Raw genomic sequence first — 17,711 nt, forward strand, 5'->3', positions numbered from 1 at the left:
GAAATCTTCAAGCCTTGGGAACCGAACCGTTGGCGCCATCAGCCAGCATGGCTTGGCGAATTTGGTCGATCCGCTCCAATTCCTTGAGCGTTTCGGTCAGAGTGGCTTCCATCCAGTCGGCGCGGTGGCGGAGCTGCTGGCAGTAGCGGGTGACTTCTTCCAGCGTGCTGGAGGTCGCCCATTCCTCGCGCCGCTGCAACTGGCCGAAACCGTATTCGACGCCGCCGGTCGGTTCGGGCGCGAGGCTGGGTCCGCCGCCGCCAGCCTGACCGCGCCGGTTCTGCTGCAACCAATCCAGCAAGACCTCTCGAAGCTCTGGATTCTCCAGCAAGCGCTTCAAAAGTGGAATTTTGCCGAACGGATCTGGCTTCGAATTCGCCGCGCCACCGGCCTCGCGGTCGTGTGCCACGGATTTCTTGGGCTTGAAGTGGTGTGCTTGTTCCAACGAGTCTTCCTCACGTTCCGCCATGCGTCGTTAGCCCGACAAGGTTCAATCCAAAAAATCCATGTACCATTCACCGCTCGCCGGCGGTGACGGTTTCGAATCGACCGACCGGGCCGTCAAATCAGGCCGGCTTGTCGCGCCCGGTTTGGCCGTTTCAGCGTGGCCAGACACCTGCTTTAAAATCTGCTGCTGCACCGCCAGCAGCTCCTCACTCAGGCGCTGGGCGCGCCGCGCCAACTCCGGCAGCCCTAGGTCTTCCATTCGCTCGGGTGCGGCATCGGCTTCGACCGCCAACAGGTTACCCTCGATAATCCCGCGCTCCGCGGGAAAATCCAGCACCGCTCCCTTGCCAGCGAGCGGCTGTTGTTCCCTGGCGCGCTCCAAAAGCGCCACGGCCCGCGTGATATTGACCCCGGCGATCATCCGCCCGCCCGGTTCGCTCTCGGTCAAGTACGCCAGGATGGCGCGGGCGCGCTGGGCCTGCTGGCCGTTGGCCGCCGCGCCGCGCCGCTTGAGAAATTGCAGCAATTTACCCAGACGGTCTTCCCGAATAGGGGTTCCGGCAACGAACCGGGCATCCGAGCCTTCCTGGGTTAAAAAGGCCGCAACCCGCGACAGCAATCCACCGCTCGCTGCTTGGCCTTCGTTTCCCACCGCCTTACCGCCCGCGCTCGCCGCCCGTCGGTGGATGGGAACCGGCAGACGCTCCGAGCTGCTGGTAGCGCGTTCCCATTCGCTTTCCGCGCGGGAATCCTCCACCGCCGTCACGGCGGTTTGTTGGTAGCGTTCCCGCAGCGCGCGCAGCCGGGCGCGCCGGATGTCCACATCGTTTCCATCATTCATCTCATCGATCACCTTGCAAGGTCTGTGCAGCCAATCCGTCACTCGTAACCCACTTCCAAAGCCAGTTCAATCACCCGCGGATGAAAGCCCCGACCGTCGGTACGCCACGGTAAGGGGCCATCCAGGCTGTAGCGGCTCACGCGCGTGGGCCGGATGCGCGCGTCCAACAGAAAATTGATGTCGTTGCCCAGGCGCGCCGTCGCCGGCCCCACGCAGGCGAACGGGGAAAGTTCTGGTTGCTTCATCGCCGCCAAATCCGCCGGCGTGCAGGAAAGACCCAGCCAACCGCACAAGTGGCCCAACGAACCATCGAGGTCGGTAATGAAATCCTCCCCCCGAACCCGCATCCAGTTTTCGGGCGATACCCCTTCCAGAAACGTCATGATCGACCTATTGGATTCGTACCAAAAAACTTGCGGGTCCAATTCGGGAATCCGACCGGAATAATCGATCGAATTCAACAGCAATAACATCATCTTGCCCGTATGCAGCTTGAACAGCGATTCGGCCTGACCGCGCGGATGCCGCAACAGGTGAATGAAGCGAGCATCGGGAAAAGTATCGAGCAACCGTTTCAAATAAAGCGGCTTGCGCGTGTAGCCTGGACTCTTTTCCACCGGCCGCAAGGGATGCAGCCGGGCGGCCAATTCCTGATAAACCTCGCCGGTGGTTTTATCCGCCCGTGTCCTGATCCAGCGATAAGCCATGGCGATGCTGTCGATGCTTTGTTCGCCGGCGTACAGTTGCGCGACCGCGCGCAGCAGGCCATGCCGCATCATCGGCCAATAAATCGATTTTCGGCTGCCGTCGCTATCGCCGCCCCGCCAAAAATCCTTCATGGTTCCCGCCATGAACAAATTCAATTCCGGCAGGCCATACAATTGCGGGTGCTGGCCTAAAATCGCGCAGATCAGCGAAGTAAAAGATCGAGACGGCGCCAGCAAGAATACGGGAGCCGCCGCGTTATGGCGGGCGACATTCATTGGTCTCGACCCTGCCCTAAGGCTATCGGAACTCCGCAAAGGCCGGCGCTCACGCCGCGCCCTCCTCCGGCAAGGCCGGCCGCAATCCCTCGACGAAAGGCACCTCAAAACATTTCGGGTGCATGATCGGACCGTGGCCAAAATAGCCGTCTTCGCCGAACAGTTCGCCGTGATCGGCGGTCACGATAAAATAGGTATTGGCGGGACATTTGCGATAAAGCTCGCCGAGCAGGCCATCCACATACTCCACGCAGCGCATCTGTTGTTGGTGCAGCCGCTGCATTTCCTCAGCCGGGAAAAACTGGTCGCGAATCGAAGCGGGTTCTTGGCCGGAGTCCGGCATATTTTTCAGCACGCCATGAACCCCGGAGATATGCGGCAAATCGTCACCGACCAGCATATAGGGGTAATGAGTTTCCCCGAGGTTCAAAAAATAAAATCGCGGCTGCGAATCCGGAAACGCTATGTCGCGCACCATGCCGGCAAAATCATTGTGATGGTCCATCAAGCGATAATCGTCGAAAAAGCGACTCATTCCAGAATGGGGGTTGAGCACCGGCAAGGATACCCGTCCGATGGTCCGATAGCCGTGATCCTTGAGAATTTTCGGCAGCGACAATTCCGGAATGAAGGTTTTGAAGGAGAGCCCGGCGACATCCAACCGTTCCACCCACTTTTTGAACTCGCCTTTATACACTTCGGACGCAAAAACCCCGCGCGGGCTGGTATGGGGCAATAAACCCATCAGCATGGCGTAATGGGACGGCGAAGTCCACGACGCATAACTGAAACGGCGCTCGACCGCGCCAAGCCGGTCGATATTGGGGGTTTCCGCCATGGAATAACTGTCGTAACGACAGCTGTCCATAATCAGATAAATTAGATGATTCATCAACTTATCTCGCGGCGAAAAAGCTAGCGGCGGTTGCGGCGACGCGCGCGCGCTTCGCGCAAACGCTCGGTTTGATCGGACAGGACATTGCCCAGCGACGGTTGGTAGGTACCGGCCAAACTCTCCCAATCATCGTCCTGGGAATCGTCCGCCTCATCGACCAGCTCGGAAAATTGCTGGGCCAGTTCGGGGATTCCCAGCACGGTCGCCCGATACTCCTCGACCGCAATCCGAAACTGCCCGCGCTGGTAATAAATATCTCCGAGTAATTTATGAATCAATCCCGCGTTTTGCTTGTTGAGCGGCAACTGTTTGAGAGCAGATTCCGCCTTATCGAATTTGCCGGCGCCAATCAAGGCTTCGACCAAATAAATTTGCACCATCGAACGGCTGGGTTGCAGCTGGAGCAAAACACCAAATACCTTTTCAGCAACCTCATACAGTTTCAGCTCAACCGCCAGCAAGCCGAGTTTCAAATAAACCGAAGCATTCTTTTCCGGCAATTTTTCCATGGCTACATTCAATGCATCAGCCGCTTTGTCTTTCTCATCGCGGCGGGCGTACAGCCGAGCCAAATGAAAATAAGCCTTGGCTTGACTCGGGTCGATTTCCAAAACCGTTTGGATTTCCCCGATGGCTTTTTCAAGGTTTCCTTGTTCGGTGTAAACCTTGGCGCTTAAGATTCGAGGTGTCAGCAACTGGGGATTATAGCGCAGCGCTTCTCGAAGTTTGGCGAGCGCTTCATCGTACTGCTTTCTGGAAAGCGCTATCTCCGCCAGACCCAATAAAGCCCGATGGGATCTCGCATCCAAATCCAAGACCGCCTTAAACATGCTCTCGGCGTCCTCGAAATTTTCTTGGCGCAGAAGAACCAGCCCTTCAAGCATATAAGGCTTGGGTTGCAATGGATCGAGCGCCTTGGCTTGTCTAAATTGAATTAACGCTTCCTCAAAACGCTCCTGCCTGAAAAACACCAAGCCCATTCCCAGCAAGGCACTGACGGATTTTGGATCGTTTTCCAAAATAAGTTGAAACTCAAGCAAAGCTTCTTCATAGTGCTTTTTTCGAAGCAACGCCTTGGCTTTCTTGAGATGTTCCCGCCCGTCGACAGCCAATCGCTTGACCACTGGTTTCCACTCATCGCGTTGTTTCATTTCAATCATTACCCTACGGTTGCCGAATTAAAATACCAGGCGGTTGCTTTTCTTAAAACCATAAACTCAGCACTCAAATTTTCAGCTAAAATGTGTGGTTGGAGTTCGCGCCATCCACTGGTGCACCCACTAAAACTCAGACGCATCCGGCGTTCTCAAAAACAGGTTCAAACAACTGTGGAAATTCAATAAACAGGACTCTGTTGTTTCGAGTCAATCGCTAAAAAGCCAACTTGCGCGATAATCCATCGTTCAGTTACAATTCCGGCATCATGGTATAATTGTTAGAGAGCCATCTTAAATGAGCAACGACCAACAAGCAATTCTTGCAAAAGTGATCCACATTCTCAATGAAATGACGAATGACTGGGAAATAGATTATGACGGTGAAATCGACGAAAACGTCCGGCTCATAGAAGATTTGTGCTTTGCCTCCATCGATATCGTTCAGTTTGTCGTCGCGGTCGAAGAAGCCTTTCAAAGACGAAATTTACCGTTTGAAAAACTCCTGCTCAAAGAGGGTCGCTACGTGGACGAATTGTACGTTCATGAAGTCGTTCAATTTCTCAAAGAGAACCTGTAGTTTGACGGGTGATTTCCGCGTTGTTTCAGCCGCATCGAGCTTTCATCGACTCCCATGAACAGCACCACTTATGAAGCATTCAGCACGCTTCCACAGTATGTCGAAGCGAATGAAAAATTCCTCGAACGACAATCTCTCGGTCACCTGACCCGCATTCTGGAGCTGGCTTGCGGCAACGGCGCGGTCAGCGAGTTGCTAATCAAGGCGGCACCCCAGGCGGATTTGAACGGCCTGGATCAGGACCCGGTGCAAATCGAGCTGGCGACCCGCCGGTTCGAGCAACTCGGTTATCGGGTCGGCCGCTCCGCGCCAACCGGCGCCCGCTCCGCCGCTGGCAAGCCTGTCGTGGCCTTCGCCGTGTCGCCCGCCGACGAGCCGCCTTTTCCAGAAGCAGCGTTCGACTGCGTGGTGATCGCCAACGCCATTCACATGCTGCCCGACAAGGAAAAACTGGTTGCCGCCGCCTGGCGCGTTCTCAAACCCGGCGGCTTGTTCGGCTTCAATTCAGCATTCTATGCAGGAACCTTTCCAGAAGGCACCCATCAATTTTATGTCGACTGGCTCAACGAGGCCGTCCGCCATATCCAAACCGTCAGCGACCGACTGCAAGCCGAAGGACAGCCGCCGATCCGGCGAGTTCGCGACAAAAACCGCAAGGCGTTCCGCAACCGTTGGTACAGCACGGCGGAATGGGTCGCGCTGCTGGAGCGGCAAGGTTTTCAAGTCAACGATTTAAATGAACGGGTCGTCATGCTGGACGGCCATTGCTTTGCGGCCATCGGAGCCTACGCTGGATTCGCTGAAGTACTGCTGAACGGTTATCCCGTCGAAATGGCCGCTACCGCCTTGCAAAAAACGGCCCATCCGACGCTCGCCGCCACCGGCGCCTCCGCCGTGCCACGTAACTGGCTGGAGCTGTGGGCGATCAAAAAATAACTATTAAATAATAGTTTAAATTCTTCAGGACAAGCTCATGCCGATTTCATCGCCCGCCGAATCCGCCAACCAGCCATTGCGGGCTGCCGTCGCCATCGTCACCGGCGGCGCCAGCGGCATCGGTCGCGCCACCTGTCAGGCGCTCGCCCGCGTCGGGGCGCGCGTGGTCGTGGCCGACCTCGCTCAAACTCAAATCGATGTCGTGCTGGCTGACTTGAAAGCGGAACCGCGGGGCGATCATCTGGGACTGGCGGTGGATGTCCGCTCCGAAGCCGACATCCAGCGGCTGGTCGAGCAAACCCTGGACCGCTTCGGGCGCATCGACATCCTGGTCGCTTGCGCCGGCATCCTGCGCGGCGACGGCGGCACCCTCAAACCGCTGGCCCAACTCGCCACCCCGGAATGGGATCAGGTCATCGACACCAACCTGCGCGGCCTGTTTCTTTGCAACCGCGCCGTCCTGCCCGCCATGATCCGCCAGCGGCGCGGCGACATCATCAACCTCTCCTCGGTCTCCGGCCGTCAGGGCCGCGCCCACGACGCCCCCTATTGCGCCTCCAAGTTCGGCGTCATCGGCCTCTCCGAATCCCTCGCCGCCGAGGTCCAACAGTTCGGCGTCCGCGTCCAAACCGTCTTGCCCGACGCCGTTAATACCGCCTTCTGGCAACAGAACGGCCCGGTGCCGATGCCGCCGCATTCCTTGCCGCCGGAACGGGTGGCGGACTTGATCCTCTTCATGCTGGCCTTACCGCCCGACACCCAGATTCTCGCTCCCGTCATCGCTCCGTTGCAGGTGCGCCGGCGCGGCGTGGGCAAGGCGGCGAAAAACGATCCCGCCGGTTGAAGCGGTCGATCCGCCGTGCCGAATTTCGCTTTACGAGAAGCGCTGCGCGACCGGGTGGCCATCGTCACCGGCGGCGTCAGCGGCATCGGTTTGGCGGTCGCTCACGCCCTGGCTGACGCCGGAGCCCGCGTCGTGGTAACGGGCAAGAACCAGAGCCGGACCGAGGCCGTGGCGCGGGAACTGGCGCGCGCGCCGCGGGGCGATCATCTGGGACTGGCGGTGGATGTCCGCTCCGAAGCCGACATCCAGCGGCTGGTCGAGCAAACCCTGGACCGCTTCGGGCGCATCGACATCCTGGTCGCTTGCGCCGGCATCCTGCGCGGCGACGGCGGCACCCTCAAACCGCTGGCCCAACTCGCCACCCCGGAATGGGATCAGGTCATCGACACCAACCTGCGCGGCCTGTTTCTGTGCAACCGCGCCGTCCTGCCCGCCATGATCCGCCAGCGGCGCGGCGACATCATCAACCTCTCCTCGGTCTCCGGCCGTCAGGGCCGCGCCCACGACGCCCCCTATTGCGCCTCCAAGTTCGGCGTCATCGGCCTCTCCGAATCCCTCGCCGCCGAGGTCCAACAGTTCGGCGTCCGCGTCCAAACCGTCTTGCCGGGCGCGGTGGCCACGCCGATCTGGCGGCAAAACCATCCCATCCCGGCGCCGGCCAACGCCCTGCCGCCGGAACGGGTGGCGGACTTGATCCTCTTCATGCTGGCCCTGCCGCCCGATAGCCAACTGCTCGCCCCCCTGATCGTCCCGTTTCCAGCTTCCAAACTCTGATTGACATCGCCCCGGCAACCTTGAATAATCGCGGCCCCTACCGGCTTCAAACCCACCCGTCTTTGGAAGGTGACCCCATGCTCGAACCTCAAGCCGCCACCCCATAACGCCTTCCGAGCGGTCCTCGGCAGGCACCCGTTGTCTTCCGAGCCGGTTTCCCGCATCAGAAAAACCCTGGATGACAACCCGTCATCCAGGGTTTTTTGTTGGGACGCTCGATTGAGCACCTTCATTGCAGCGAGTAGCCATCATGCCTATCCAACGGATCATCACCAAGGCCAAGGCACCAGTCAAAATCTACACCGACGACGTGGACCCGCAAGCCTTGACGCAGTTGACCAACATCGCGCAACTGCCGTTCATCCACAGCCATGTGGCGGCGATGCCGGACGTTCATGTCGGCATCGGCGCGACCGTGGGCGCCGTCATCCCCACCAAGGGCGCCATCATCCCGGCGGCGGTCGGAGTCGATATCGGCTGCGGGATGAACGCGGTCCGGCTCAGCCTCAAGGCCAGTCAGTTGCCGGATAACTTGAAGCCGGTGCGCGCGGCCATCGAAGCGGCGGTGCCGGTCGGCTTCGCCATGCACGCCGACAAGCCCGGCGTGCCGGCCTCGGCGGTGCGCGCCCTGGACGGCGGTTTGGACCGCATCGTCGGCAAGCACCCCGCCATTCTCAAGATGCAGAAAAACGTCGAACGGATTTGGGCGCAACAGTTGGGAACGCTGGGCGGCGGCAACCATTTCATCGAGCTGTGCTTGGACGAAAATCAGGACGTGTGGGTGATGCTGCACTCCGGCAGCCGCGGCATCGGCAACATCATCGGACGCTATTTCATCGATCTGGCGCGCAAGGACATGGGCCAGCATATCGCTAGCCTGCCCGACCGCGATCTGGCTTATTTGCAAGAAGGCGCGGCGCATTTCGATGATTACGTGACAGCGGTGCAGTGGGCGCAGGACTACGCCATGACCAACCGCCGCGAGATGATGCGGTTGATCCTGGACGTTCTGAGCCGACAGCTGACGCCGTTCACCCCGACCAAGGAAGCGATCAACTGCCACCACAACTACGTGGCGGTGGAGCGGCACTTCGGGGAGAACGTGTTTGTCACCCGCAAGGGAGCCATCCGCGCCGGCGAAGGCGATCTGGGCATCATCCCCGGCAGCATGGGCGCGAAATCCTACATCGTGCGCGGCAAGGGCGAACCGCAATCGTTCTGCTCCTGCTCGCACGGCGCGGGCCGGCGCTTGAGCCGGGGTAAGGCCAAGAAGGCTTTCGATCCGCAGGACTTGATCGCGCAAACCGCCGGGGTGGAATGCCGCAAGGACGCGGGCGTGCTCGATGAAATTCCGGCCGCTTACAAGGACATCGACCAAGTGATGGCCCATCAGGCGGATTTGGTCGAGGTGGTTCACACCCTCAAACAAGTGGTCTGCGTGAAGGGCTAGCCCGCTCGATCCACCACTCATGACACCCCTCCCCGCCGGCTGGCGGCCGGAGGGCTTACTTGGAGACTCTCGCCATGCGCAAACGCCGCAACCCCGTCGCCACCGCGCCGATCCTGCGCAAAGGCGGCGCGCATCAACAAGCTCGTTCGGCGGATCGCACCAAGCTCCGCGTCCAACTCAAACGGGAGGCCTCGGAATGGCGCCCATCGCCGTAAACGGGGACCGTTGACCTTCGGCCGCGGCGCTCACCAGCGCAACAACACCCACGCCGGAATCAACATCCCGTCCTCAAGCTCGCTGTAGCGGGTTTCATAATTGCCGTCCCCGTCGGTATCCACCAGATAATAAGGCACTCCCCTGGCCGGCACGATCTTGACCATATAGAGAATGCCTCCGGCCCGATATTCCTCAATGCTCCCTCGGTCACCGCGCTGGCGAATGGTGACTTCGGGTGTGGGTCCGTTCGATTCCCGGCCAGTCTCGGGAGGCCCGTCGGGGATAGGTTCCAGTCTGGCTGGATCGGGCCGGTCTTGAGCCCAACTCAGACTCGCCAGCAGCAGTAGAAACAACGACAACCGCGAACGCATGGTCAATCCCTCATAGTGGCTGACCGGGCAATCCGGTCGCTCCGGTCGAGTGGAATCGCGCGGACCCATCATTTCTCAGCGCCGGATGTTTGTCCAGCCGCCGGAGTAACCCGTCTTTTCGAATTTGCATTTTTAAAAACCCTCTCATCCGCTCTCTCCAAACCGTTTGCTCGGTCAGGGATAAAATTTCAAACCAAAGGTAGCCTATTTCGGAAAAAAGGTGTAATATTTTTGAAATTAATTAACCTATATAGCATTATTTTTATATTCTCAATAATATACATTTATTATATATTAACCGATTAATTCGCTTTAATGTATTATAAATGTTATACTTGGAAAAGCCGAGAGTTCAGACGAAGCATCGGTTTGCTTTTCATGCTTGAAGCGGGGTAACAATGCACGCGAGTCTGTTTTTCAACGATGACCCATGCTTTTTTGCAATGGCGGACCTGCGCGCGATCGCGCGCGATGGGATGCGATCCTCTTCGTTGATCCGCCGCGCGGGGCGCGGTGAAATGAGCGCTAGCGAGGCGCTGCACATTGGGTTCTGGCCGTTCGTACGCGAGTTTGAAATCGCCATCGACAAGCAACGGTTACCGCGAGATCCGCTGAAGCAGCGGTTTTGTGGCGCCGGTCGGGAGCGGGTCAATCAAACCTTCACCGAATTGGCTAGGGCGGTGGCGATCATGAAACAAGAAGAGGGCTCACATGCCAGCCATTGGAAGAAAGACGCCCAATGCCTGGGCCTGTCGGACCTTGACGGTCCCCTGCTTCCCAGCGTTCAAACCCTGATCGAATCGTCCTATTCCAAGGATCTGCCGCGTTTTTTCTCGGTGCTTGCGGGCACCGAATTCGTGGCGGAGGAGCTGTCGGCCTTTTTAACCAGCCAGCCTGCTTTTTTGGAGCGCTTTTCCCGCAAGCGTTGGATCTGGGGGGAGGTGCACCTCATCCCGCATGATGACGGCCCCTCTCATCTGGAAATCGATCTGGATTTGGCGCGGGCTTATTCAGCGGATGACGGCACGGCCAAGACGCGCATCGAAACGATGGTGGTCGAAACGATCATGCTGTTCGACCGATGCGCCCGCGAAATTGAAGAGGTGCTGGCTTCCAGGGATTATGCAGCTTAACCGCAGCGCTATCGAATCGTGGTCGCACTGCTTGGTCGGTCCACCTCAATGCGCCTCATCCCAATTGGCGCCGGTCCCGATTTCCACGTCCAGCGGAACGCGTAGTTCCGCCGCCGCGACCATCGCCGCCCGAATCCGCTCGGCGGCCTCGGTCGCGGCGCTGTCCCGCACTTCGAACACCAACTCGTCGTGGACTTGCATCAGCATCCGCGCCGGAAAATTCGATTCTTGCAACCAGCGATCCACCGCCAGCATCGCCCGCTTGATGATGTCGGCGGCGGTGCCTTGCATCGGGGCGTTGATGGCGGCCCGTTCCGCCGCCTGGCGCAATTGGGCGTTGCGAGCGCGAAGCTCTGGCGAATACAGCCGACGGCCGAACACGGTTTCCACATAACCCCGGTCGAGGGCCTGGCGGCGGGTGTTTTCCATGTAGGCTTTGACGCCCGGATAGCGGGCGAAGTAACGGTTCACGTAATCCTGAGCGGCGCCGCGTTCGATGCCCAACTGCCGGGCCAGCCCGAACGCCGACATGCCGTAAATCAGGCCGAAATTGATGGCCTTGGCGCTGCGGCGCTGTTCGGCGCTGACCTGCTCCAGCGCCACCCCAAACACTTCGGCGGCGGTGGCGCGATGGATGTCGGCCCCGCTGGCGAACGCGCGCAACAACCCCGCATCGCCGGATAGATGCGCCATGATCCGCAACTCGATTTGCGAATAATCCGCCGCCAGCATCACCCAGCCCGGCGCCGGCACGAAGGCTTGTCGGATGCGCCGCCCCTCCGGGGTGCGGATCGGGATATTCTGCAAATTGGGATCGGACGAAGAAAGGCGGCCAGTGCTGGTCACGGCCTGATGGTAGGAAGTGTGAACCCGGCCGGTGCGCGCTTGAATCTGCTCGGGCAACCGGTCGGTATAGGTTGACTTCAGCTTGCTGAGACCGCGATGCTCCAAGATCACCCTGGGCAGGGAATAATCCAAGGCCAGCTCCTGCAACACCGCCTCGGCGGTGGACGATTGGCCAGTGGCGGTTTTGCGGCCCGCCGGCAACTTCAGACGCTCGAATAAAACGGCTTGCAACTGCTTGGGCGAACCCAGATTGAAGCGGTCGCCGGCCAGTTCGTAAGCCTGTTGCTCCAGTTCCCACAGCCGTTTCGCCAACTCGCCGCTTTGCTGGCGCAAGGCCGTCGCATCCACCCGAACGCCGGTCCGCTCCATGCGCAGCAGCACCTCGATCAGCGGAAGCTCCATCTCCTCATACAAACGCCGCAGCGCCGGTTCCCGTTCCAGTCGCGGCCACAACCGACGATGCAGTCGCAGGGTCACATCGGCGTCCTCGGCGGCGTAGGGGCCGGCTTGCTCCAGCGCCACCTGATTGAAGGTCAACTGCTTCGCGCCCTTCCCCGCCACGTCCTCGAAGCGGATGGTGTGAAGGTGCAAATGCTGCTCCGCCAGCGAATCCATGTCGTGCCGGGCGGTGGAATCCAGCACGTAGGATTCCAGCAAGGTATCGTGACGGATGCCGCGCAGCGTGATGCCGTGATTGGCCAACACGTGCCCGTCGTACTTGAGATGCTGGCCGAGCTTGGGCCGCGCCGGGTCTTCCAGCAGCGGGCGCAACCGCTCCAACACGGCCTCCCGATTCAACTGATCCGGCGCGCCGGGATAGTCGTGGGCCAGCGGCACATAGGCCGCTTCGCCCGCTTTTACCGCGAAGGACACCCCGACGATGCGAGCATCCAGATAATTCAAGCTGGTGGTTTCGGTGTCGAAAGCGAACAGCTCGGCCGCGCTCAGTCGTTCTAGCCAGCTATCGAGCGCGGGTTGATCGAGCACCAGTTGATAAACGGGCGTACCCACCTCATCCACCAGGGTTTCCGGCGCGCTGACGGGCGAGGGCGACTCGCTGAGCGGTGCTGGCGCGACCGAGGAACCGTCCGTTCCGCTCGCCGGCAACTCCCGCAGCCAGGAACGAAACTCATAGCGTTCGTACAAGGCGCGCAGCGCGGCGATATCGGGCGGCGCGGGCCGCAACTCCTCGACAGTAACAGGCAAGGGCACCGCGCAATCCAAGGTCGCCAGCTGTCGGGATAATGCGAGTTGGGGCAATCCTTCCCGCAGCTTGTCGCCGATCTTGCCGGAGATAGCAGCGACATTCGCGACCAAGTGATCCAAGGAACCGTATTTTTGCAACCACTTGGCGGCGGTGACTGGACCCACGCCCGCCACGCCGGGTATGTTGTCGGAGGAATCGCCGACCAGCGCCAGCCAATCCACGATCAGCGCGGGCGGCACGCCAAATTTCTTTTCCACGCCAGCGACATCGGTCACCACGTTTTTCATGGTGTCCAACATCCGCACCTGTTCGCCCACCAACTGCGCCAAGTCCTTGTCGCCGCTGACGATCAGTACCGGCAGTCCCTTAGCGGTCGCCTGACGGGTCAGCGTGCCGATCACGTCGTCGGCTTCGACGCCCGCCACCTGCAACAGCGGCAACCCCAAGGCGCGCACGCAGGCGTGCAGCGGCTCGATCTGCTGGCTCAGTTCCGGGGCCAGCGGTGGACGATGCGCCTTGTAAGCGGCGAATTGTTCGTGACGGAAGGTCTTGCCGGGGGCATCGAACACCACCGCCAGATAGTCGGGCCGGTAGTCGGCCAACAGCCGGCGCAACATGTTCAGCACGCCGTACAGCGCGCCGGTCGGCGCGCCGGCCTTGGTGCTCAACGCCGGCAAGGCGTTGAACGCGCGGTGCAGCCAGGACGAGCCATCGACCAACAGGCAAGGTTTGGGGGCATTCATACGCTCGGCGTCCGACTCATTTGCCCCGCCGGTAAGTTTGCCGGCGCAGCCGGTCGATAGCCTGCAACTGAGCGGTGGCTTCGGCCAGAGTCCTGGCGCATTCCACGTTGAACCAGGAATCCTGACAGGCGCGCCGGGCGGCCTCTTGCGCTTTGATAACGCCCGACTCATCCAGATTGGCGGCGTCTTCGGCATAATCAGCCAAAATCGTGACTATCCGCGGCTGCACTTCCAGCAGACCGCTGGAGACGTAGATGATGTGGGTTTCCTGTTCCGAGAGTTGGATGCGGATCTGGCCGGGTTTCAACCGGGCCAACAACGGGCTGTGTCCCGGCAAGATGCCGACTTCGCCTAATTCCGCCGTTGCCACCACCATCTCGGCCAGCCCGGAAAACAGCTCCTTCTCCGCGCTGACCACATCGACGTGTACCTTGAGTGCCATTTCTCTTAATTCCGTGCGAATCGGTTGGTCGTTCTCAGTTTATGGGGGTTGCTCATGCTCGTCGGAAAACCGTTCCGAAACCGTCGCCGCTATCGACCGTCGCCTACTTGCCTTTGACGCGGCATCGCCAAATCCCTGGAATCCTGGGTTCGCGGCCGAATCGTGCTTGACCGACCCGCCGCGCAGGGCTTTTTGACTAGCTCAATTGACACCTTACCCGAAACCGAGTAACTCCTAAAGTAGTTGAAGTTGCGCTAATCTATTGCTCGGAAAAAATTCGAACTCAATGATCCTTTGAATTTTTCCGTGATGGAACAAGTTCACGACGCGAACCGAGCCGGCAACGTTATCGACCCCTTCGATCGCGCCGAGCGATCCACCATGCGTTCACCCGCCCCGTAGTTAGGATCATGGAACTCTTTACAGGAGACCTAGTTTTGAGGAACCCCGATGACATTTATTAATTTTAGGTTTGTTTTGGGGCGGCTGGCGCGTTGCCTGCTGCTGCTTTTGCTGATCGCCGCCGGATTGGGAGCGTTGCCGGCGCTGGCGGCGAGCGGCCACGTCAGTGAAGCGAATCTGGTTTTACCGGACCTGGACGATGCGGCGCTGGCGGCGTTCTTTGGGGGCACGTCGGGCTGGACGCTGCTGTTTTACGGGCTCTGGATCTGCTTGGGCGGACTGATTTTCGGCGGTGTCATCTACCGCCAGATTCTGGGCCTGCCGGTCCACCGCTCGATGGCGGAGGTCAGCGAGCTGATCTATGAAACCTGCAAGACCTACATGATCACCCAAGGCAAATTCTTGCTGATTTTGGAAGCCTTCACGGCGGTGATCATGATCGGTTACTTCTACTTCGTCCAACGGCTTTCCGTGCCCGAAGTGGGGTTGATTCTGGCGTTTTCCCTGGTCGGCATCGCGGGTTCGTTTCTGGTGGCGTGGTTCGGCATCCGCATCAACACCCTGGCCAACAGCCGCACCGCGTTCGCCTCGCTGGCCGCCAAACCCTTTCCGGTTTACGCCATTCCGATCAAGTCGGGCATCGCCATCGGGATGTTGCTGATCTCGACCGAACTGTTGATCATGCTCGGCATCATGCTGTTCGTGTCGCCGGCGCTGGCGGGCAAATGCTTCATCGGTTTCGCCATCGGCGAGTCGCTGGGCGCGGCGGCGCTGCGCATCGCCGGTGGCATCTTCACCAAGATCGCCGACATCGGCTCGGACTTGATGAAGATCGAATTCGGCATCCAGGAAGACGACGCGCGCAACCCCGGCGTGATCGCCGACTGCGCCGGCGACAACGCCGGCGATTCGGTCGGCCCGACCGCCGACGGCTTCGAAACCTACGGCGTCACCGGCGTGGCGCTGATCAGCTTCATCATGCTGGCGGTGCCGGAACCCGCCGTGCAGGTGCAGTTGCTGGTCTGGCTGTTCGTCATGCGCGTGATGATGATCGTCGCCTCGGGCGTCTCCTACTTCGCCAATGGCCGGCTGGCCGAGCGGCGCTACGCGGACAAGGCGCGTTTCGACTTCGAAGCGCCGCTGACCTCGCTGGTCTGGATCACCTCGGGTGTTTCCCTGGTGCTGACCTTCCTGGTGTCGTATCTGCTGATCGGCCACTTCGTGGTCGCCGGCAAGGTCTACGCGCACCTGTGGTGGCAACTGTCGCTGATCATCACCCTCGGGACGCTAGCGGGGGCCATCATTCCCGAAGTGGTGAAGGTCTTCACCTCGACCAACTCCAAACACGTCCGCGAAGTGGTCACCTCGTCCAAGGCCGGCGGCGCCAGCCTCAACATCCTGTCCGGGATCGTCGCCGGTTACTTCTCGGCCTTCTGGATCGGGGTGATCATCGTCGCGCTGATGGCGGGCGCCTATCTGATGTCGCAGTTCGAACTGACCGCCGTGATCAATCCCGATGCCGCCAAGGCCACCATGATGGCGACGGTCTTCTCGTTCGGGCTGGTCGCTTTCGGCTTTTTGGGCATGGGGCCAGTGACGATTGCGGTGGACAGCTACGGCCCGGTCACCGACAACGCCCAATCGGTGTATGAGCTGTCGACCATCGAACAGATTCCCGACATCGAAGCGGAGATCAAGCGGGATTTTGGCTTCGATCTCAACTTCCGGGCCGCGAAATTTCTGCTGGAAGAGAACGACGGCGCCGGCAATACCTTCAAGGCCACCGCCAAACCGGTGCTGATCGGCACCGCCGTGGTCGGCGCGGCGACGATGGTGTTTTCCATCGTTATGCTGCTGACGGCGGGCCTGACCGAGAATTTGGACAAGCTGTCATTGCTGCATCCGCCGTTCCTGCTGGGCCTGATTTCCGGCGGCGCAACGATCTTCTGGTTCTCCGGGGCCAGCACCCAGGCGGTATCGACCGGCGCTTACCGCGCCGTGGAGTTCATCAGCACCCACATCCGGCTGGATGAGGTGGTGAAGGCGTCGCAGAAAGACAGCAAGAAAGTCGTCGAGATCTGCACGATCTACGCCCAGAAAGGCATGTTTAACATTTTTCTGGCGGTGTTCTTCGGCACTCTGGCTTGCGCCTTCATCGAACCGTTCTTCTTCATCGGCTACCTGATCGCGCTGGCGATCATCGGGCTGTATCAGGCGGTGTTCATGGCCAACGCCGGCGGCGCGTGGGATAACGCCAAGAAGATCGTCGAAACCGAACTGCACGCCAAGGGCACCGACCTGCACAACGCCTCGGTGGTCGGCGATACCGTGGGCGATCCGTTCAAGGACACCGCCTCGGTGGCGATGAACCCGATCATCAAGTTCACCACCCTGTTCGGCCTGCTGGCGGTGGAGATGGCGGTGGGCTTGCACGCGCAGGGCTATCAAGGGCTGGTTTGGCTGCTGGCCGCCGTGTCCCTGGCCATCAATTTGCTCTTCGTGTTCCGCAGCTTCTACGGGATGCGCATCATCACCAAGACCGCTGAACATTAGTGGTTATTGCGCTGCGTCGTGACTATGATGGAACGGAATGGGAGGCGCGTTCCCCTTCGCGCCACGGCGGTGCAGACGAATCCAGAACTCAGTTGCTTCTTTATAAAGGACCGATCACATGTCCATCCATCTCTACTACTCGTTGATTCCAGAGGCGCTGATCGCCTCCATGTTGCCCCCCGAAAAGTTCGGGCAGTATTACGCGACCGGACACAAGTTCAAATCGAAGGGACAGGCTGTTTTCTTCGAAATCGATCCGAACTACCGGCATCCGTACTTCGACATCGACGGCTGCTACAAGCGCTGCGTGAGCAAGGCCGACGGCTCGCCCAAGAACTCCATCTACGTCTCGATGTACCGGGTGACGGAGCATCTGACAGTGAGCGTCTTGGGCAAGATGTATCTGACTACGGCGATGGGTGAGACGCTGGGCTTGAGCCGCGGCGACACGCTACCGAAAGTCGAGCCGGAATTGCACATGTATCAGGATCTCGCGCCCATTAACAGCCTGGTGGTCAGCGTGTTCGATCCGGCCGCCTACTATGCCGATGTGGTCACCAAGCCTTCCAAGTCGTTCCGGTTTCCCGGCATGTGCTTCGTCGAACTGGAATTGGGACCGCTGGCCCGCGATCCTGAGAACGGCAAGGAGGGCGATCTGCCGTATTCCTTCCTGCAACATCTGCGCGAGGCGCTGATGGAACTGGAACCAAAGTCGAAGTGGAACAAACTGGTCCATCGCGTCCACTCACTCGAATTCCCGTTCCGAATGGTCAAGAACGGCTTTTTCGCCGGCATCGGGGAGGAACTTGTCTACTACCCCATGCTCTCGCCCGCCACCCTCAGAAAGGATCACAGCAATTGGTGGCGCTCGGCCAATCTCTAGCAAGGACTCAG

17 protein-coding genes are annotated in these 17,711 nt (G+C 59.8%); 9 read left to right on the forward strand and 8 right to left on the reverse strand.

Translation table 11 applies throughout. From position 1 onward, the window contains the following. Positions 1-7 precede the first annotated feature (7 nt). From IPK09_05570 to IPK09_05590, 5 genes are read right to left on the reverse strand one after another with little or no spacing between them, the layout of a single operon-like run. Positions 8-469, reverse strand: coding sequence for a hypothetical protein (locus IPK09_05570; protein ID MBK7983087.1), 462 nt, complete (start codon positions 467-469; stop codon positions 8-10). Positions 470-490: 21 nt separating this feature from the next. Further along, a complete protein-coding gene (locus tag IPK09_05575) occupies positions 491-1,288 on the reverse strand; it encodes a hypothetical protein (protein ID MBK7983088.1) in 798 nt (265 codons plus the stop codon). A gap of 38 nt (positions 1,289-1,326) precedes the next feature. Further along, positions 1,327-2,271, reverse strand: a complete 945-nt coding sequence (locus IPK09_05580; protein MBK7983089.1) for a sulfotransferase — start codon at positions 2,269-2,271, stop codon at positions 1,327-1,329. 49 nt (positions 2,272-2,320) lie between these two features. Further along, positions 2,321-3,139 (reverse strand): sulfatase-like hydrolase/transferase, encoded by an 819-nt coding sequence (locus IPK09_05585; GenBank protein MBK7983090.1) that lies wholly within the window; start codon positions 3,137-3,139, stop codon positions 2,321-2,323. A 47-nt stretch (positions 3,140-3,186) separates the two neighbouring features. Further along, positions 3,187-4,317: a tetratricopeptide repeat protein gene (locus IPK09_05590; GenBank protein MBK7983091.1), complete on the reverse strand. Its 1,131-nt coding sequence runs from the start codon at positions 4,315-4,317 to the stop codon at positions 3,187-3,189. Positions 4,318-4,618: 301 nt separating this feature from the next. Here IPK09_05590 and IPK09_05595 point away from each other — a divergent pair, with 301 nt between their 5' ends. From IPK09_05595 to IPK09_05620, 6 genes are all read left to right on the forward strand, one after another. Next, positions 4,619-4,900, forward strand: a complete 282-nt coding sequence (locus IPK09_05595; protein MBK7983092.1) for an acyl carrier protein — start codon at positions 4,619-4,621, stop codon at positions 4,898-4,900. 54 nt (positions 4,901-4,954) lie between these two features. Then, the gene (locus IPK09_05600) at positions 4,955-5,836 is read left to right on the forward strand and encodes a class I SAM-dependent methyltransferase (GenBank protein ID MBK7983093.1); all 882 of its coding nucleotides are present in this window, start codon (positions 4,955-4,957) and stop codon (positions 5,834-5,836) included. 37 nt (positions 5,837-5,873) lie between these two features. Continuing rightward, positions 5,874-6,680, forward strand: a complete 807-nt coding sequence (locus IPK09_05605; protein MBK7983094.1) for an SDR family oxidoreductase — start codon at positions 5,874-5,876, stop codon at positions 6,678-6,680. 42 nt (positions 6,681-6,722) lie between these two features. Continuing rightward, positions 6,723-7,454 carry an SDR family oxidoreductase gene (locus IPK09_05610; protein ID MBK7983095.1) on the forward strand — a complete coding sequence of 244 codons (732 nt, stop codon included), beginning with the start codon at positions 6,723-6,725 and terminating at the stop codon, positions 7,452-7,454. Positions 7,455-7,704: 250 nt separating this feature from the next. Further along, positions 7,705-8,904, forward strand: a complete 1,200-nt coding sequence (locus IPK09_05615) for an RtcB family protein (GenBank protein MBK7983096.1) — start codon at positions 7,705-7,707, stop codon at positions 8,902-8,904. Positions 8,905-8,978: 74 nt separating this feature from the next. Next, positions 8,979-9,119, forward strand: coding sequence for a hypothetical protein (locus IPK09_05620; protein ID MBK7983097.1), 141 nt, complete (start codon positions 8,979-8,981; stop codon positions 9,117-9,119). A gap of 30 nt (positions 9,120-9,149) precedes the next feature. Here the strand turns inward: IPK09_05620 and IPK09_05625 are convergent, their stop codons facing one another. Next, on the reverse strand, positions 9,150-9,491 hold the full coding sequence (locus tag IPK09_05625; protein ID MBK7983098.1) for a DUF2782 domain-containing protein: 342 nt from the start codon (positions 9,489-9,491) through the stop codon (positions 9,150-9,152). A gap of 443 nt (positions 9,492-9,934) precedes the next feature. Between IPK09_05625 and IPK09_05630 the strand changes: the two genes are divergently transcribed. After that, the gene (locus IPK09_05630) at positions 9,935-10,624 is read left to right on the forward strand and encodes a hypothetical protein (protein MBK7983099.1); all 690 of its coding nucleotides are present in this window, start codon (positions 9,935-9,937) and stop codon (positions 10,622-10,624) included. A gap of 45 nt (positions 10,625-10,669) precedes the next feature. On the opposite strand, the gene polA is transcribed toward IPK09_05630, so the two are convergent. Next, on the reverse strand, positions 10,670-13,420 hold the full coding sequence (gene polA, locus IPK09_05635; protein MBK7983100.1) for a DNA polymerase I: 2,751 nt from the start codon (positions 13,418-13,420) through the stop codon (positions 10,670-10,672). Between the two features lie 16 nt (positions 13,421-13,436). Further along, positions 13,437-13,862: a F0F1 ATP synthase subunit epsilon gene (locus IPK09_05640; protein ID MBK7983101.1), complete on the reverse strand. Its 426-nt coding sequence runs from the start codon at positions 13,860-13,862 to the stop codon at positions 13,437-13,439. A gap of 450 nt (positions 13,863-14,312) precedes the next feature. On the opposite strand from IPK09_05640, the gene IPK09_05645 reads away from it, so the two are divergent. Together IPK09_05645 and IPK09_05650 are read left to right on the forward strand one after the other, a co-directional pair. Then, the gene (locus tag IPK09_05645) at positions 14,313-16,817 is read left to right on the forward strand and encodes a sodium-translocating pyrophosphatase (GenBank protein ID MBK7983102.1); all 2,505 of its coding nucleotides are present in this window, start codon (positions 14,313-14,315) and stop codon (positions 16,815-16,817) included. A 118-nt stretch (positions 16,818-16,935) separates the two neighbouring features. Beyond that, complete coding sequence (locus tag IPK09_05650; GenBank protein ID MBK7983103.1) at positions 16,936-17,700, forward strand: hypothetical protein; 765 nt, start codon at positions 16,936-16,938, stop codon at positions 17,698-17,700. The last annotated feature ends 11 nt before the right edge of the window (positions 17,701-17,711 follow it).

This window comes from Candidatus Competibacteraceae bacterium (genome assembly GCA_016713505.1).
Lineage (GTDB): Bacteria > Pseudomonadota > Gammaproteobacteria > Competibacterales > Competibacteraceae > Competibacter_A.

Bases quoted from the DNA above. Each gene is read 5' to 3' on its own strand.
- IPK09_05645 (MBK7983102.1), top strand. From the start codon at position 14,313: ATGACATTTATTAATTTTAGGTTTGTTTTGGGGCGGCTGGCGCGTTGC.
- IPK09_05650 (MBK7983103.1), top strand. From the start codon at position 16,936: ATGTCCATCCATCTCTACTACTCGTTGATTCCAGAGGCGCTGATCGCC.
- IPK09_05570 (MBK7983087.1), bottom strand. From the start codon at position 469: ATGGCGGAACGTGAGGAAGACTCGTTGGAACAAGCACACCACTTCAAG.
- IPK09_05625 (MBK7983098.1), bottom strand. From the start codon at position 9,491: ATGCGTTCGCGGTTGTCGTTGTTTCTACTGCTGCTGGCGAGTCTGAGT.
- polA (MBK7983100.1), bottom strand. From the start codon at position 13,420: ATGAATGCCCCCAAACCTTGCCTGTTGGTCGATGGCTCGTCCTGGCTG.
- IPK09_05620 (MBK7983097.1), top strand. From the start codon at position 8,979: ATGCGCAAACGCCGCAACCCCGTCGCCACCGCGCCGATCCTGCGCAAA.
- IPK09_05600 (MBK7983093.1), top strand. From the start codon at position 4,955: ATGAACAGCACCACTTATGAAGCATTCAGCACGCTTCCACAGTATGTC.
- IPK09_05605 (MBK7983094.1), top strand. From the start codon at position 5,874: ATGCCGATTTCATCGCCCGCCGAATCCGCCAACCAGCCATTGCGGGCT.
- IPK09_05580 (MBK7983089.1), bottom strand. From the start codon at position 2,271: ATGAATGTCGCCCGCCATAACGCGGCGGCTCCCGTATTCTTGCTGGCG.
- IPK09_05630 (MBK7983099.1), top strand. From the start codon at position 9,935: ATGGCGGACCTGCGCGCGATCGCGCGCGATGGGATGCGATCCTCTTCG.
- IPK09_05595 (MBK7983092.1), top strand. From the start codon at position 4,619: ATGAGCAACGACCAACAAGCAATTCTTGCAAAAGTGATCCACATTCTC.
- IPK09_05575 (MBK7983088.1), bottom strand. From the start codon at position 1,288: ATGAATGATGGAAACGATGTGGACATCCGGCGCGCCCGGCTGCGCGCG.
- IPK09_05640 (MBK7983101.1), bottom strand. From the start codon at position 13,862: ATGGCACTCAAGGTACACGTCGATGTGGTCAGCGCGGAGAAGGAGCTG.
- IPK09_05585 (MBK7983090.1), bottom strand. From the start codon at position 3,139: ATGGACAGCTGTCGTTACGACAGTTATTCCATGGCGGAAACCCCCAAT.
- IPK09_05590 (MBK7983091.1), bottom strand. From the start codon at position 4,317: ATGAAACAACGCGATGAGTGGAAACCAGTGGTCAAGCGATTGGCTGTC.
- IPK09_05615 (MBK7983096.1), top strand. From the start codon at position 7,705: ATGCCTATCCAACGGATCATCACCAAGGCCAAGGCACCAGTCAAAATC.